At 73.4% G+C, this 15,532-nt stretch carries 14 protein-coding genes; 6 read left to right on the top strand and 8 right to left on the bottom strand.

What is annotated here, in order from left to right; all coding sequences use genetic code 11:
- Nucleotides 1-63 precede the first annotated feature (63 nt).
- Nucleotides 64-804: a PH domain-containing protein gene (locus tag C1708_RS12360; RefSeq protein WP_106412734.1), complete on the top strand. Its 741-nt coding sequence runs from the start codon at nt 64-66 to the stop codon at nt 802-804.
- Nucleotides 805-893: 89 nt separating this feature from the next.
- On the opposite strand, the gene C1708_RS12355 is transcribed toward C1708_RS12360, so the two are convergent.
- The 3 genes from C1708_RS12355 to C1708_RS12345 all read right to left on the bottom strand — a co-directional run bounded on the left by C1708_RS12355 (nt 894) and on the right by C1708_RS12345 (nt 4,433).
- Nucleotides 894-2,528, bottom strand: a complete 1,635-nt coding sequence (locus C1708_RS12355) for a phospho-sugar mutase (RefSeq protein WP_106412733.1) — start codon at nt 2,526-2,528, stop codon at nt 894-896.
- 561 nt (nt 2,529-3,089) lie between these two features.
- Nucleotides 3,090-3,914 (bottom strand): purine-nucleoside phosphorylase, encoded by an 825-nt coding sequence (locus C1708_RS12350; RefSeq protein ID WP_106412732.1) that lies wholly within the window; start codon nt 3,912-3,914, stop codon nt 3,090-3,092.
- A gap of 81 nt (nt 3,915-3,995) precedes the next feature.
- Nucleotides 3,996-4,433 carry a gamma-glutamylcyclotransferase family protein gene (locus C1708_RS12345; protein ID WP_106412731.1) on the bottom strand — a complete coding sequence of 146 codons (438 nt, stop codon included), beginning with the start codon at nt 4,431-4,433 and terminating at the stop codon, nt 3,996-3,998.
- 88 nt (nt 4,434-4,521) lie between these two features.
- On the opposite strand from C1708_RS12345, the gene C1708_RS12340 reads away from it, so the two are divergent.
- Nucleotides 4,522-5,970, top strand: a complete 1,449-nt coding sequence (locus tag C1708_RS12340) for an NAD(P)H-quinone dehydrogenase (protein ID WP_106412730.1) — start codon at nt 4,522-4,524, stop codon at nt 5,968-5,970.
- Between the two features lie 99 nt (nt 5,971-6,069).
- Nucleotides 6,070-7,035 (top strand): DeoR/GlpR family DNA-binding transcription regulator, encoded by a 966-nt coding sequence (locus C1708_RS12335; protein WP_106412729.1) that lies wholly within the window; start codon nt 6,070-6,072, stop codon nt 7,033-7,035.
- A 74-nt stretch (nt 7,036-7,109) separates the two neighbouring features.
- Here C1708_RS12335 and C1708_RS12330 read toward each other — a convergent pair whose 3' ends face one another.
- Complete coding sequence (locus C1708_RS12330) at nt 7,110-8,882, bottom strand: acetyl/propionyl/methylcrotonyl-CoA carboxylase subunit alpha (protein WP_106412728.1); 1,773 nt, start codon at nt 8,880-8,882, stop codon at nt 7,110-7,112.
- Nucleotides 8,883-9,246: 364 nt separating this feature from the next.
- Between C1708_RS12330 and C1708_RS12325 the strand changes: the two genes are divergently transcribed.
- Entirely contained in the window at nt 9,247-9,768 is a 522-nt protein-coding gene (locus C1708_RS12325) for a hypothetical protein (protein ID WP_106412727.1), read from the top strand.
- Here C1708_RS12325 and C1708_RS12320 read toward each other — a convergent pair.
- The 4 genes from C1708_RS12320 to C1708_RS12310 all read right to left on the bottom strand — a co-directional run bounded on the left by C1708_RS12320 (nt 9,737) and on the right by C1708_RS12310 (nt 12,492).
- Nucleotides 9,737-10,357, bottom strand: coding sequence for a Maf family protein (locus C1708_RS12320; protein WP_106412726.1), 621 nt, complete (start codon nt 10,355-10,357; stop codon nt 9,737-9,739). The two genes, C1708_RS12325 and C1708_RS12320, sit on opposite strands and share 32 nt — an antisense overlap.
- Before the next feature lie 31 nt (nt 10,358-10,388).
- A complete protein-coding gene (gene mmpB, locus C1708_RS35650; RefSeq protein ID WP_274543353.1) occupies nt 10,389-10,517 on the bottom strand; it encodes a morphogenic membrane protein MmpB in 129 nt (42 codons plus the stop codon).
- A 163-nt stretch (nt 10,518-10,680) separates the two neighbouring features.
- Nucleotides 10,681-10,893 carry an acyl-CoA carboxylase epsilon subunit gene (locus C1708_RS12315; protein WP_106412725.1) on the bottom strand — a complete coding sequence of 71 codons (213 nt, stop codon included), beginning with the start codon at nt 10,891-10,893 and terminating at the stop codon, nt 10,681-10,683.
- Between the two features lie 9 nt (nt 10,894-10,902).
- Entirely contained in the window at nt 10,903-12,492 is a 1,590-nt protein-coding gene (locus tag C1708_RS12310; protein ID WP_106412724.1) for an acyl-CoA carboxylase subunit beta, read from the bottom strand.
- 110 nt (nt 12,493-12,602) lie between these two features.
- On the opposite strand from C1708_RS12310, the gene C1708_RS12305 reads away from it, so the two are divergent.
- Together C1708_RS12305 and C1708_RS12300 are read left to right on the top strand one after the other, a co-directional pair.
- Nucleotides 12,603-13,532, top strand: a complete 930-nt coding sequence (locus C1708_RS12305; RefSeq protein WP_106412723.1) for a biotin--[acetyl-CoA-carboxylase] ligase — start codon at nt 12,603-12,605, stop codon at nt 13,530-13,532.
- A 685-nt stretch (nt 13,533-14,217) separates the two neighbouring features.
- A complete protein-coding gene (locus C1708_RS12300; protein ID WP_106412722.1) occupies nt 14,218-15,327 on the top strand; it encodes an adenylate/guanylate cyclase domain-containing protein in 1,110 nt (369 codons plus the stop codon).
- The last annotated feature ends 205 nt before the right edge of the window (nt 15,328-15,532 follow it).

The raw sequence follows: 15,532 nt of genomic DNA, 5'->3' as shown, positions 1-15,532 counted from the left end.
GGGCGGGGGCGGAGCGGAGGAGTGCCTTCGGGCCGGGCGCGGCAGTCGTGCAGAATCGGGGGCATGACGACCCCCGACCCGTCGCGCGGACCGGAGCCGGAGCCCACGAAGCCCGCCGGGACCGCGACGACCCAGTACAAGGACCGCGTCTACCGCTCGCCCGCAGGCGTCGTCGGTGGCGTGCTGGTGCTCGCCATCATCGGCTGGCTCGGCATCGACGCGGTCGTCGTCGGCGAGGGCCGCACCCCGTGGCTCGCCCTCGCCGTCATGCTCTTCCTCGTCCCCCTGGTCTTCGCGTACACCGTGCGGCCCGCGGTCTTCGTCAACGACGACCGGCTGCGCGTCCGCAACCCGCTGCGGCTGATCGAGCTGCCGTGGGGGCGGGTCGCCTCGCTGCGGTCCGGGTTCTCCAACGAGGTCGTCGACGACTCCGGCACGAAGTACCAGCTGTGGGCGCTGCCCGTCTCCCTGCGGGCCCGCAGCAAGGCCGCGCGGCAGGAGTCGCGGGCTGCCGCGCGGGCCGCGCGCGCCGAGGCAGGGCAGGGGAGCGGAGGCCGTGGCGGCCGCGCGGACCTCGGGGGTGCGGTGGGCGCCGCCGATCTGGGTGCGGGCGCCGCCGTGGCCGCGGGCGGACCCCGGCGGGCCGAGACCGACCAGGCCATGGACGAGCTGCGTGAGCTGCACGAGCGGCGGCAGGAGGAGACGGGCGCGCAGGGGGAGGTCACCGTGCGGTGGGCCTACGAGATCATCGCGCCCGCCGCGGCGGGGGCCGTGCTGCTGGGTGTGCTGTGGGGGCTGGGCTGACGTTTCGTCGCGGTGCGTCGACAGCGGGGGCGGTCTTCGGCCGCCCCCGCTGTCGTGTCCCGTGGGGGGGGCTGTTCCGGGGGGTGTTCTCAGATGCCTGCCGCCTGGGACAGGTCCTGCTTGATCGTGGCCAGGAGCGCTGCCGCCTTGGCACGGGCCTCGGGGAGGTCCGCCTTGGCGGCCACCGGGACCACCACCTCCAGGTAGCACTTCAGCTTCGGCTCCGTGCCGCTGGGGCGGACGACCACCCGCGCGCCGTCCAGCGTGTAGCGGAGGCCGTCCGTCGGCGGCAGCTTCTCCGTGCCCTCGGTGAGGTCCTCGGCCTTCGTGATGCGCAGGCCCGCCAGCTCCGCGGGGGGCTGCTCGCGCAGGCGGCGCATCGCGGCGGCGATCAGGCCGAGGTCCTGCACGCGGACGCTGAGCTGGTCCGTGGCGTGCAGGCCGTGCTCCACGGCGAGGTCGTCGAGGAGGTCGAGGAGCGTGCGGTTCCCGGCCTTGAGCTCGGACGCCAGTTCCGTGAGGAGGAGGGCCGCGGTGATGCCGTCCTTGTCGCGTACGCCGTCCGGGTCCACGCAGTAGCCGAGGGCCTCCTCGTAGCCGTAGCGCAGGCCGTCGACGCGGGCGATCCACTTGAAGCCGGTCAGGGTCTCCTCGTAGGGGAGGCCCGCCTTCTCGGCGATGCGGCCGAGCAGGCTGGAGGAGACGATCGACTCCGCGAAGGCGCCGGTCGCGCCGCGGCGGACCAGGTGGGCGGCGAGGAGCGCGCCGACCTCGTCGCCGCGGAGCATGCGCCAGGCGTCGCCGTCCTTGACGGCGGCGGCACAGCGGTCGGCGTCCGGGTCGTTGGCGATGACCAGGTCGGGGTTGGTCTCGCGGGCCTTCGCGAAGGCCAGGTCCATCGCGCCGGGCTCCTCCGGGTTGGGGAACGCGACGGTCGGGAAGTCCGGGTCGGGGTCGGCCTGCTCGGTGACGAGGTCCGGGGCGGGGAAGCCGGCACGGGCGAAGGCGGCGAGGAGGACGTCCTTGCCCACGCCGTGCATGGCGGTGTAGACGGTGCGGGCGGTGCGGGGCGAGCCCTGGGAGAGGACGGCGTCCGTACGGGCGAGGTAGGCGTCCAGGACGGTGTCGTCGAGGGTCTCCCAGCCGGTGGCGGGGCGGGGGACGGTGGTGAGGGAGGCGACTGCCTCGATCTCCGCGGCGATCTCCGCGTCCGCCGGGGGGACGATCTGGGAACCGTCGCCCAGGTACACCTTGTAGCCGTTGTCGCGGGGCGGGTTGTGGCTGGCGGTGACCTCCACACCGGCGACCGCGCCGAGGTGCCGGATGGCGAAGGCGAGGACGGGGGTGGGGAGGGGACGGGGGAGGACGGCGGCGCGGAGGCCGGCGCCGGTCATGACGGCGGCGGTGTCCTCGGCGAAGGTCCGCGACTTGTGGCGGGCGTCGTAGCCGATGACGACGAGGCCGTCGGTGTGGCCGTGCTTCTTGAGGTACGCGGCGAGGCCGGCGGCGGCGCGGATGACCACGGAGCGGTTCATGCGGAGGGGGCCGGCGCCGAGCTCGCCGCGGAGTCCGGCGGTGCCGAACTGGAGGGTGCCGGCGAAGCGGGCGGTGAGTTCGGCGTGGTCGCCGGAGTCGATGAGGCGGGCGAGTTCCTCGCGGGTGTCCGGGTCGGGGTCCTCGGCGAGCCATGCCTGGGCCTGTGCGATGAGCGCGTCGTGTTCCACGGTCGGTCGGCCTCTCTCGGTGGTCGTGTCGTCAGGGTGCCCGCGGGGGCGGGAGTTCTGCCCGGTGGGGGCTGGGGTCCCGTGCCTGCGGCGCGGTGTTCTGTTCGGTGGGGGGCGGGCGTGGCGCCCGCGGTCGGTGGGTGGCGCGGGGCCGCGGTCGTCCTCGGTCCGGCGCGAGAGTGCGTCCCGGTCGGTGAAGGGCGCGGACGCGCCGGCCGCTGCGGGCGCCCGCCCCCACCCCGTCCCCTCCCCGCCGCAGGCGGGTGCACCCCGCCCGCGCCGGGTGCCCCGTCTCGCCGTACGCGGCTACCGCCCGGCCGGGAGCGCCCCTCGCCCACTGCGGGCAGTCGTGCCTCCCCGGTGCCTCAAGGGCCCGGGAGGTGCCCCGGGGCGGCACGGTGGCACCCCCTCCGGGGGATGCGCCCCGTTGGCGCCGGGTTGCGCCGACGCCCCCCGGCCCGCACCCACGCCGGGCGTCGCCGCGGCCCACCCGCGCCGAAGGCGCCCGCACCCCGAGCCGCACAGTCCCGCTGACGAGGAGTCGCGCTGCGCGCAGGTGGGTTACAAGCGCCCCAGCACCTGGGTGAGGAGCGCGCCCATGCGTGTCGCGCTGTCGCGGCCCGCCTGGAGGACTTCCTCGTGGTTGAGGGGCTCGCCCGTCATCCCCGCGGCCAGGTTGGTCACCAGGGAGATGCCGAGGACCTCCGCGCCGGCCTCGCGCGCGGCGATGGCCTCCAGGACCGTGGACATGCCGACCAGGTCCGCCCCGATGACGCGGGCCATGCGGATCTCCGCGGGCGTCTCGTAGTGCGGGCCGGGGAACTGGGCGTAGACGCCCTCCTCCAGGGAGGGGTCGATCTCCTTGCACAGGGCGCGCAGGCGCGGGGAGTACAGGTCGGTGAGGTCCACGAAGTTCGCGCCCACGATCGGCGAGGTCGCCGTCAGGTTGATGTGGTCGCTGATCAGGACCGGCTGCCCGGGGCGCATCCCCGCGCGGAGCCCTCCGCAGCCGTTGGTCAGCACGATCGTTTTCGCGCCCGCCGCGACCGCCGTGCGGACGCCGTGCGCGACGGCGGCCACCCCGCGGCCCTCGTAGTAGTGGGTGCGGCCCAGGAAGACCAGGGCACGCTTCGCGCCCACGCGGTAGGAGCGGATCTTGCCTCCGTGGCCTTCGACCGCCGGCGGCGGGAAGCCGGGCAGCTCGGTGACCGGGTGCTCGGCCTCGGGGGTGCCGAGCGCGTCCACGGCCGGGGCCCACCCGGAGCCCATCACGAGGGCGACGTCGTGGGTCTCGGCGCCTGTGAGTTCGCGCAGACGGGCTGCGGCGGCGTCGGCTGCGGCGTACGGGTCGCCCTGGATGTCGTCCGGAAGAAGAGAAGCGTTCACGTCGACGAGGGTAGCCGCAATTCGCCTACGCGCGTAGATGTGGGAAGCGACGGGATGGCGATCGTTGTCTTGTCGTTTCCCTCAGCAGGGACGCTTGCGGAGCTCCATCACATAGTCGTGGGGCGCCCCCGCGGACTCCGCCGCGTCGGCGATCTCGCCCAGGTAGCGGGCCGAGGGCAGGCCGCCCTCGTAGGAGTTCAGGACGTAGGCCCAGGCGCCCTCCTCGCCGTCCAGGGTGTGCGCGCGGACCCGGGTGCGGCGGTAGATGCCCAGGCCCGTCCCCTCCCAGCGGTCCAGGGACTCCTCGTCCATGGGCGCGATGTCGTAGAGGGAGACGAAGACCTGGGAGAGCGGGTCCTCCACCAGGGTGACCAGCGCGCCCTCCCAGCCCATGTGCTCGCCGCCGAACGTCAGCCGCCAGCCGTTGAGCCAGCCGGTGGCCCGCAGCGGGGAGTGCGGGGCGCGGCGGGACATCAGCCGTGCGTCGAGGTTGCCGGCGTAGGCGGCGTAGAGCGACATGGGGGGAAGGGTACGGCAGGGGGTGCCGGGGCCGGGGTGGCCGAGGAGGAACACCCCCGGGCGGTCGCACGGTGAAGTGTGCGGGACAATGGAGTACGTGACTCGGATCGTGATCATCGGTGGCGGACCCGGCGGATACGAAGCGGCGCTGGTCGCCGCGCAGCTCGGCGCGGAGGTGACCGTCGTCGACTGCGACGGCCTGGGCGGGGCGTCGGTGCTGACCGACTGCGTGCCGTCCAAGACCCTGATCGCCACGGCCGAGGTGATGACCACCTTCGACTCCTCCTACGAGGAGCTGGGGATCATCGTCGCCGACGACACCCCGCCGCTGGAGCAGTCCGCCCGGGTGGTCGGCGTGGACCTGGGGAAGGTCAACCGGCGTGTGAAGCGGCTCGCGCTGGCGCAGTCGCACGACATCACCGCCTCCGTGACGCGCGCCGGCGCGCGGGTGATGCGCGGGCGCGGGCGGCTGGACGGGATGCAGGCGCTCGACGGGTCGCGCAAGGTCGTCGTGACCGCCGCCGACGGCACCGAGGAGACGCTCACCGCGGACGCCGTGCTGATCGCGACCGGCGGTCATCCGCGTGAGCTGCCGGACGCGCAGCCCGACGGCGAGCGGATCCTGAACTGGACCCAGGTGTACGACCTCGACGAGCTTCCCGAGGAGCTCATCGTGGTCGGTTCGGGTGTCACGGGCGCCGAGTTCGCCGGCGCCTACCAGGCGCTCGGCTCCCGCGTGACGCTGGTGTCCTCGCGCGACCGCGTGCTGCCGGGCGAGGACCCGGACGCGGCGGCCGTGCTGGAGGACGTCTTCCGGCGGCGCGGCATGAACGTCATGGCCCGCTCGCGGGCGCAGTCCGCCAAGCGGGTCGGGGACCGGGTCGAGGTGACGCTGGCGGACGGCCGGGTCATCACCGGCACGCACTGTCTGATGGCCGTCGGCGCCGTCCCCAACTCCGCGGGCATGGGTCTGGAGGAGGCCGGGGTGCGGCTGCGGGACTCGGGCCACATCTGGACCGACAAGGTGTCGCGGACCACGGCCCCGGGCGTGTACGCGGCGGGTGACGTCACCGGTGTCTTCGCGCTCGCCTCGGTGGCCGCCATGCAGGGGCGGATCGCGATGTACCACTTCCTGGGGGACGCGGTCGCGCCGCTCAACCTGAAGACGGTCTCCTCCAACGTCTTCACCGATCCCGAGATCGCCACCGTCGGGTACACGCAGGCCGACGTGGACGGCGGGAAGATCGACGCGCGCGTGGTGAAGCTGCCGCTGCTGCGCAACCCGCGCGCCAAGATGCAGGGCATCCGCGACGGCTTCGTCAAGATCTTCTGCCGTCCGGGCACCGGCATCGTGGTGGGTGGTGTCGTCGTGGCGCCGCGCGCCTCGGAACTCATCCACCCCATCTCGGTCGCGGTCGACAACAACCTGACCGTCGAACAGATCGCGAACGCCTTCACCGTGTACCCGTCGCTGTCGGGCTCGATCGCCGAGGTCGCACGGCAGCTGCACACGCGGAAGACGGCCGACGAGGGCTGACCCGGCCCTATACCACTTGCCGTGGGGCCGTGCGAACAACTTCTGCTATTCAGCGCAAACTGCTGAAAGCAGACGGTCGCCGGCGTTACTGTCAGTTTCGTGTTCGCTGCAGAACGTCGCCAATTGATCCTCGAAATGGTGCGAGCGAACGGAGCCGTGTCGCTCCGTGAGCTCGCCCGCGTCGTCCAGACCTCCGAAGTGACCGTACGGCGGGACGTGCGCGCGCTGGAGGCAGAAGGACTCCTCGACCGCCGGCACGGCGGTGCGGTACTGCCGGGCGGTTTCACACGCGAGTCCGGCTTCCCGCAGAAGTCGCACCTCGCCACCGCCGAGAAGACCGCCATCGCCGACCTCGCCGCGAGCTTCGTGGAGGAGGGCGAGGCCATCGTGGTCGGCGCGGGCACCACCACGCAGGAGCTGGCCCGTCGGCTGGCCCGGGTGCCCGGGCTGACGGTCGTCACCAACTCCCTGCTGGTCGCCCAGGCGCTCGCCCACGCCAACCGGGTCGAGGTCGTGATGACCGGAGGCACGCTGCGCGGTTCGAACTACGCCCTCGTCGGCAGCGGCGCCGAACAGTCCCTGCAGGGGCTGCGGGTCTCCCGGGCCTTCCTCTCGGGCAGCGGCCTGACCGCCGAGCGCGGGCTGTCCACGTCCAACATGCTGTCGGCGTCCGTCGACCGGGCGCTGGTGCAGGCGGCGGCCGAGGTGGTGGTCCTCGCCGACCACACCAAGCTCGGCACGGACACCATGTTCCAGACCGTGCCGACCGACCTGATCACCCGGCTGGTGACCGACGAGCCGCCCGCGCACGACGACCGCGCGGCGACCGAGCTCCAGGCGCTGGCCGACCAGGGCGTGCAGATCGCCGTCGCGGGGGCGCCGGGGGGAAACGGCGGCGCGGGACATGACGGGCCGCCGTCGGGGCGGCAGCGCCGTGACGTCCCGCTGCCCGGCCCCCGACGGCAGGCGCCCGGACTGCGTACGGCGGTGGGGCTGGGCGCCGCGTCCGACCAGGGGCAGGGCGCCGAGCGGACGGCCCGGGTGGCGGACCTGCGGCGGCGCTGACCGGGTTCGCCGATACGACAGCGCCCGGCGTCCCCTCGCAGGAGGAGCGCCGGGCGCTGCGGCGTCGGCGGGGGTCAGTCCTTGATCTCGCAGATCGCGGCGCCGGACGTGACCGAGCCGCCGACCTCCGCGGTCAGGCCCTTGACGGTGCCGGAGCGGTGGGCGTTGATGGGCTGCTCCATCTTCATCGCCTCCAGGACGACGACCAGGTCGCCCTCCTGCACCTCCTGGCCCTCCTCGACCGCGACCTTGACGATCGTGCCCTGCATCGGGGAGGCGAGGGTGTCACCGGAGGCCGCCGGGCCCGACTTGCGGGCGGCACGGCGCTTGGGCTTGGCGCCGGCGGCCAGACCCGTGCGCGCCAGGCTCATGCCGAGCGACGCGGGCAGGGAGACCTCCAGACGCTTGCCGCCGACCTCGACGACGACCGTCTCGCGGCCCGCATCCTCCTCGGCGTCCGCGTCCGCGGGCGAGGTGAAGGGCTTGATGTCGTTGACGAACTCGGTCTCGATCCAGCGCGTGTGCACCGTGAACGGCTCGCTGGAGCCGGTCAGTTCGGGGGCGAACGCCGGGTCCTTCACCACCGCGCGGTGGAACGGGATGGCCGTGGCCATGCCCTCGACCGTGAACTCCTCCAGCGCACGGGAGGCGCGCTCCAGCGCCTCCTTGCGGGTGCGGCCGGTGACGATCAGCTTGGCCAGCAGGGAGTCCCACGCCGGGCCGATCACGCTGCCGGACTCCACGCCCGCGTCCAGACGCACGCCCGGGCCGGACGGCGGGGCGAAGGCGGAGACGGTGCCGGGAGCCGGCAGGAAGTTCCGGCCCGGGTCCTCGCCGTTGATGCGGAACTCGAAGGAGTGGCCGCGCAGCACCGGGTCGTCGTAGCCGAGCTCCTCGCCGTCGGCGATGCGGAACATCTCGCGCACCAGGTCGACGCCGGCGACCTCCTCGGTCACCGGGTGCTCCACCTGGAGGCGGGTGTTGACCTCGAGGAAGGAGATCGTGCCGTCGTTGCCGACGAGGAACTCCACGGTGCCCGCGCCGACGTAGCCGGCCTCCTTGAGGATGGCCTTGGACGCGCGGTACAGCTCCTCGACCTGGGCGTCGGTGAGGAACGGCGCGGGGGCCTCCTCGACCAGCTTCTGGTGGCGGCGCTGCAGCGAGCAGTCACGGGTGGAGACCACCACCACGTTGCCGTGCTGGTCGGCCAGGCACTGGGTCTCCACGTGGCGCGGCTTGTCGAGGTAGCGCTCGACGAAGCACTCGCCGCGGCCGAAGGCGGCGACCGCCTCGCGGACGGCCGAGTCGTACAGCTCCGGCACCTCTTCGAGGGTGCGGGCGACCTTCAGGCCGCGCCCGCCGCCGCCGAACGCGGCCTTGATGGCGATCGGCAGGCCGTGCTCCTCGGCGAACGCGACGACCTCGTCCGCGCCGCTCACCGGGTCGGACGTGCCCGCGACCAGCGGGGCGCCCGCGCGCTGCGCGATGTGCCGGGCGGCGACCTTGTCGCCGAGGTCGCGGATGGCCTGCGGGGGCGGGCCGATCCAGATCAGGCCCGCGTCCAGCACCGCCTGGGCGAAGTCGGCGTTCTCCGAGAGGAAGCCGTAGCCGGGGTGGACCGCGTCGGCCCCCGACTCCCGCGCGGCCTTCAGCACCTTGTCCATGTCCAGGTAGCTGGTGGCCGGAGTGTCACCGCCCAGGGCGAACGCCTCATCCGCGGCGCGGACATGCAGAGCGTCCCGGTCCGGGTCGGCGTAGACGGCAACGCTCGCGATTCCGGCATCCCGGCAGGCCCGGGCCACGCGGACAGCGATTTCGCCACGGTTGGCGATGAGCACCTTGCGCACGATTGAGGCTCCCTCCTTGAAACAAGCCGAGTTTAGGGACTGCCGACACGGCACTTCGACCCGTCCCCAGTGGTGAGCTTGCCCACACGGAGCGTGATGCGAGGCTTGCTCGACCCGCGAAAGCCCTTGTCGCACCTCGGTACGCAGGACTCCTCCCGGAAACACTAGCGCCGACGTGTGGTCAAGGTCTCTGTGAGAGCGTGCCGCGGCCCACTTGGTTTCTTTGTGGAGTCCCTACGAATGGCCCAATGATTCTTTGCCCTCGGCAGGCCCCTTGTACCGGGGTTTACCGGTTAGTAGCCTTCGCGTCGTCCCGAACGTACTCGGGGTAACCACAGTCGTGCTCGAAGGTGGGTGGGGGCCGGTGGTCCGCAGACCGGTGGCGTGGATCGTCGCGCTCGTGCTGTTCGCCGAGGCGTTGGGCGTGCTGGCGGTGAACTGGTTCCTCGGGGTCGTCGTCGACCGGCAGGACATGTCGCTGGCCGGCCTCGACCCGGACGTGATGGCGGTGTCCTCGAAGGCCGGCGGAGTGGTCTTCGGTCTCTACTTCGCGCTGTGCGGCCTGGTGTCCCTGCTGGTCGCCGTGCGCGACCGGGCCCCGGCCGGATTCGGCAAGGTGCTGCTGACCAGCGCCGCGGTGGTGCACGCGCTGCTCGGCGCGTTCGCGTGGGGGCTCGTCGGCTGGACGGCGTTCCTCCTCATGGTCGTCGTCCTCGCGCTCGTCGTGCTGCTCCTGATGACGTACGACGGGCGGTCCGGGGAGCCGGCGGACGCCGCGGGGACGGCGGGCGGCGGCCCCGGCGGTACGGACGGTTCCGCGGGCCCCGGCGGCCCGGGCGGGCCCGGCACGCCGGTCAGTCCGCCCGCGGCGCCCACAGCTCCGTGATGCCGACGCCCAGTTCGGCCAGCAGGCGGCGGACCAGCGGCAGGCTGATGCCGATCACGTTGCCGTGGTCGCCGTCGATGCCCTCGATGAACGGGGCCGAGCGGCCGTCCAGGGTGAACGCCCCGGCCACGTGCAGCGGTTCGCCGGACGCCACGTAGGCCGCGATCTCCTCCTCGGAAGGTTCACCGAAACGGACGACCGTGGAGGCGGTGGCGGAGGCGTAACGCCCGCTGACGGTGTCGTGGACACAGTGACCCGTCTGGAGGACGCCCGCCCGGCCGCGCATCGCCTTCCAGCGCGCGGTGGCCTCCTCGGCGTCCGCCGGCTTGCCGAGGGCCCGGCCGTCCAGCTCCAGCACCGAGTCGCAGCCGATCACCAGCGCGCCCTGCACCTCGGGCTTCGCGGCGACGACGGACGCCTTGGCCTCGGCCAGGGCGAGCGCCAGTTCGGCGGGGGTGGGGGCGGAGACGGCGTCCTCGTCCACCCCGCTGACCATCACCTCGGGGTCCAGTCCGGCCTGGCGGAGCAGCCCGAGCCGGGCGGGGGACTGGGAGGCGAGCACGAGGCGGCGACGCGGCTGATCTGTCATACGGTCAGCGTATCGACGTCGCCCGGATGCCTCACCTCACGCCGATCACGAGCATCGCGAGCACCATGGCCAGCGCCATGAGAACACCCAGCCGCCGCAGCATCTCCTGCGCGTCGCGCAGTTCCTTCGGCGGTTTGTTCTCGGGGTCGGACCACAGCATTCCTCCAGCGTGCGGCGGAGCCGGAGGGGGGCGCCTGAGTACGCGTACTCAACTTGGCGGGGCGGGGAGGGTCCGGTGGGGCGAGGGGGAGTCGGTGGGGGCGCGGTGACGCGGGACGGGCCGTACGCCGTGCCTACGGCCCGTCCGGGACGCCGTCGCCGGATCAGGCGCCGGGCCAGTACGTCCGCGACCACGACGCCGGGCCCGGCCGGGGCACGTGGCGGGCGGCGATGCGGGACGGGTCGGACCAGGCGTCGCGGACCGTGGGCGCGCCGGACGGCAGGGCGGCCGCCGCCGCGGCGCGCGCCCTGACCACCGCCAGTGCGGCGGCCAGCTCCTCCGGGGTCGGGTTGCCCCGTACGACCTTGATCGTCACAGCGGCTCCTTACAGGGGGATGTTGCCGTGCTTCTTCGGGGGCAGGCTCTCGCGCTTGGTGCGCAGCTGGCGCAGACCGCGCACGATGTGGCGACGGGTGTCGGACGGCATGATCACCGCGTCGACGTAGCCGCGCTCGGCCGCGACGTAGGGGTTGAGGAGGGCGTCCTCGTACTCCCGCATCAGCCGGTCCCGGGTCGCCTCCGGGTCGTCCGACTCGGCGATGGTGCGGCGGTGCAGGATGTTGACGGCGCCCTGCGCGCCCATCACCGCGATCTGGGCGGTGGGCCAGGCGAGGTTGAGGTCGGCGCCCAGGTGCTTGGAGCCCATCACGTCGTACGCGCCGCCGAACGCCTTGCGGGTGATGACGGTGATGAGGGGGACCGTGGCCTCGGCGTAGGCGTAGATCAGCTTGGCGCCGCGGCGGATGATGCCGTCGTGCTCCTGGTCCACGCCGGGCAGGAAGCCGGGGACGTCGACGAAGGTCAGCACCGGGATGTTGAAGGCGTCGCAGGTCCGCACGAAGCGGGCCGCCTTCTCCGACGCGGTGATGTCCAGGCAGCCGGCGAACTGCATCGGCTGGTTGGCGACGATGCCGACGGGGCGGCCCTCGACGCGGCCGTACCCGGTGAGGATGTTCGGCGCGAACAGGGGCTGCGTCTCGAAGAACTCCGCGTCGTCGAGGACGTGCTCGATGACCGTGTGCATGTCGTACGGCTGGTTCGCCGAGTCCGGGACGATCGTGTCGAGTTCGCGGTCCTCGTCGGTGACCGTGAGGTCGGCCTCCTCGGGGAACGCCGGCGGCTCCGAGAGGTTGTTGGACGGGAGGTAGGAGAGGAGCTGCTTGACGTACTCGATCGCGTCCTTCTCGTCGCCCGCCATGTGGTGCGCCACGCCGGACGTGGAGTTGTGCGTGCGGGCGCCGCCGAGCTCCTCGAAGCCGACGTCCTCGCCGGTGACCGTCTTGATGACGTCCGGGCCGGTGATGAACATGTGGCTGGTCCGGTCGACCATGATCGTGAAGTCGGTGATCGCGGGGGAGTAGACCGCGCCGCCCGCGCAGGGTCCGACGACCAGGCTGATCTGCGGGATCACGCCGGAGGCGTGGGTGTTGCGGCGGAAGATCTCGCCGTACGCGCCGAGGGAGGCCACGCCCTCCTGGATGCGGGCGCCGCCGGAGTCGTTGATGCCGACGACCGGGCAGCCGGTCTTCAGCGCGAAGTCCATGACCTTCACGATCTTCTGGCCGTAGACCTCGCCGAGGGCGCCGCCGAAGACGGTGAAGTCCTGGGAGAAGACGGCGACCGGGCGGCCGTCGACCGTGCCGTAGCCCGTGACGACGCCGTCGCCGTACGGGCGGTTGGCGTCGAGACCGAAGTTGGTGGAGCGGTGCCGGGCGAACTCGTCCAGTTCGACGAAGGAGCCCTCGTCGAGCAGGAGGTCGATCCGCTCACGGGCCGTCAGCTTGCCCTTGGCGTGCTGCTTCTCGACGGCGCGTGCGGAGCCGGCGTGCGTCGCCTCTTCGATGCGACGCTGGAGATCCGCGAGCTTGCCCGCGGTGGTGTGGATGTCAGGCTGCTGCTCTTCCGGCTCGGACATCGGGATGCGGCTCCCTGCCTGCTCAAAAGGGGGGACGGTTACTCAGCCGTAGCGTAGTGGGGGGCCGTGTGTTCGGCAGTGCGGTGTTTCCCACACCTAGTGTGGGTTGCATGACACCCCGAGATGACTCCGAATCCGCTGGGCCCCGCCGTAACCGGTGGTCCGACCTCGACCGGCCGCCGTTGAACGCCGCCGCGCTGCGGCGGGCTCTCGTGCGGGAGGGAAGTCTGTGGCGGGAGGTGGACGTGGTGCAGCGGACCGGGTCCACGAACTCCGATCTTGTGGCGCGGGCCGGTGCGGGCGGCGCTGGGGGGTTGGAGGAGGGGGTCGTCCTCGTCGCGGAGGAGCAGACCGCCGCGCGGGGGCGGCTGGACCGGAAGTGGGTGGCTCCTGCCCGGTCCGGGTTGTTCTTCTCCGTGTTGTTGCGGCCGGGGGACGCCGTGCCGGTGGAGCGGTGGGGGTGGCTGCCGCTGCTGACGGGGGTCGCCGTGGCTGCCGGGCTGGCGCGGGCCGGGGGCGTCGATACGGCGTTGAAGTGGCCCAATGACGTGCTGGTGACGGTGGGGGGAGAGGAGCGGAAGGCCGGGGGGATCCTGGCGGAGGCGGTGGGGACCGCGGGGGCTACGGGGGCTACGGGGACCGCTGGGGCTCCGGGGGGTGGTGGTGTGGTCGTCGGGGTCGGCGTCAACGTGAGCCTGCGCGCTGATGAGCTGCCGGTGCCCACGGCGGGGTCGTTGGCGTTGGCGGGGGCCGTGAGTACGGACCGGGATCCGTTGCTGCGGGCGATGCTGCGGGGGCTGGAGGACTGGTACGGGCGCTGGCGGGCCGCCGGCGGTGACGCGGGGGCGTGCGGGCTGCAGGAGGCGTACGCGGCGGGGTGCGCGACGCTGGGGCGGGTCGTGCGGGCGGAGTTGCCGGGGGACCGGGCGCTGGTGGGGGAGGCGGTGGCCGTGGACGGAGACGGGCGGCTGGTGCTGGCGACGGAGGCGGGGGTGCAGGAGCCGGTGGGGGCGGGGGACATCGTCCACTTGCGGGCGTGAGGTGGGGGATGCGTGGGGTGCGGGTTCTGTCGGTGGGGGGTGGGCCTGGCGTCCGTGGGGCAGTGTTCCGTCCGGTGGGGGGTGGGGTCCCGTGCCTGCGGCGCGGTGTTCCGTCCGGTGGGGGCGGGCGTGGCGCCCGAACTCGGTGGGTGGTGCGGGGCCGCGGTGGGGGCGGTCGTCCTCGGTCCGGCGCGAGAGTGCGTCCCGGTCGGTGAAGGGCGTGGACGCGCCGGCCGCTGCGGGCGCCCGCCCCCGCCCCGTCCCCTCCCCGCCGTACGCGGGTGCACCCCGCCCGCGCCGGGTGCCCCGTCTCGCCGTACGCGGCTGCCGCCCGGCCGGGAGCGTCCCTCGCCCACTGCGGGCAGTCGTGCCGCTGGGGCGGCACGGGTGGGCGCGGCGGCACCCCGTGAGCGCCGGGTTGCGCAGACACCCCCGGCCCGCGCCCACCCCGGGGACGTGACGATGCGCCGGGGCGTGCAGCACCCACCCCCACCCGCGCCGGCGTGCGCCGCTTGCGCGACCGTGGCTGAAAAGCGCCCCGGGGTCGCGTCCCGGGCGCGTGGGACAAGGGGCGCGACCCGTGCCTCACCCGCGGCCCAACCTGACGGAGTGAGCTACCGCACACCTGCCGTAGAGTTGAGCCCGGTCGAGACATGGCCGTGACAGATCGGAAGGGCAGCAACGCGTGAGCGTCGACGACTCGGGTTCCGGTGCGGACGCGCAGGGCGACGGCGAGGATCCGCTTGCTCTGCGCCTCGAGCAGCTCATCCTGGGCGCCGAGCGCCGTTACACGCCGTTCCAGGCGGCCCGCAGCGCCGGCGTCACGATGGAGCTCGCCACCCGCTTCTGGCGTGCCATGGGCTTCGCCGACGTCGGCCAGGCGAAGGCCCTGACGGAGGCGGACGTCCTCGCCCTGCGCCGCCTCGCCGGTCTGGTGGAGGCGGGCCTCCTCAGCGAGGCGATGGCCGTGCAGGTCGCCCGGTCCACCGGCCAGACCACCGCACGTCTGGCCGAATGGCAGATCGATTCCTTCCTGGAAGGGCTCACGGAGCCGCCCGAGCCCGGCATGACCCGCACCGAGGTCACGTATCCGATCGTCGAGCTGCTCCTTCCCGAGCTGGAGGAGTTCCTCGTCTATGTCTGGCGGCGGCAGCTCGCCGCCTCGGCCGGGCGCGTGGTGCAGGCGGCCGACGACGAGGAGATGGTGGACCGGCGGCTCGCCGTCGCCTTCGCCGACCTCGTCGGCTTCACCCGCCTGACCCGGCGGATGGAGGAGGAGGAGCTCGGCGAGCTGGTCGAGGCGTTCGAGACCACCGCCGCCGACCTGGTCGCGGCACGCGGCGGACGGCTCATCAAGACCCTCGGCGACGAGGTTCTGTACGCCGCCGACGACGCCGGGACCGCCGCGGAGATCGCCCTGCGGCTCATCGAGACCATGGCGAACGACGAGACCATGCCGGAACTGCGGGTCGGCATGGCCTTCGGCACCGTCACCACCCGGATGGGCGATGTCTTCGGCACGACCGTCAACCTGGCCTCCCGTCTCACCTCCATAGCCCCCCGCGACGCGGTGCTCGTGGACGCCGACTTCGCCCAGGAGCTGATCCGCACCGGTGACGCGCCGGCCAGTGAGGCCGCCGCGGCCGAGGCGGCGGCAGCGGCCGAGAAGGAGGGCGAGGAGCCGCCCTCGTACCGTTTCGCCCTCCGGCCGACGTGGCAGCGGCCCGTGCGTGGTCTCGGCGTGGTCGAGCCCTGGCTGCTGACCCGCCGGAACGACGCGGAGCCGTCGGCCTGAGTTCCCTCAGCCGCCCAGGCAGAGGCTGAGCAGCGGCAGGCAGAGGCCCCGGTCCTCGTCGTCGTCAGGCGGAGGGGGCGGGGGTGTGGGTGTGGGTGTGGGCGCCGACGGGGGTGGTGCCGTCGGCTGGTGCCGGTCCGGTGGGGGCTGGGGCGCCGGTGACGTCCGGGGCGGGGCGGCGCGGGGGCGGGGGCGTTCGCTCGGT

The sequence above is a fragment of the Streptomyces sp. DH-12 genome (genome assembly GCF_002899455.1).
Lineage (GTDB): Bacteria > Actinomycetota > Actinomycetes > Streptomycetales > Streptomycetaceae > Streptomyces.
The sequence above is the reverse complement of the archived record's forward strand: the minus strand, read 5'-3'. Positions and strand labels throughout refer to the sequence as shown.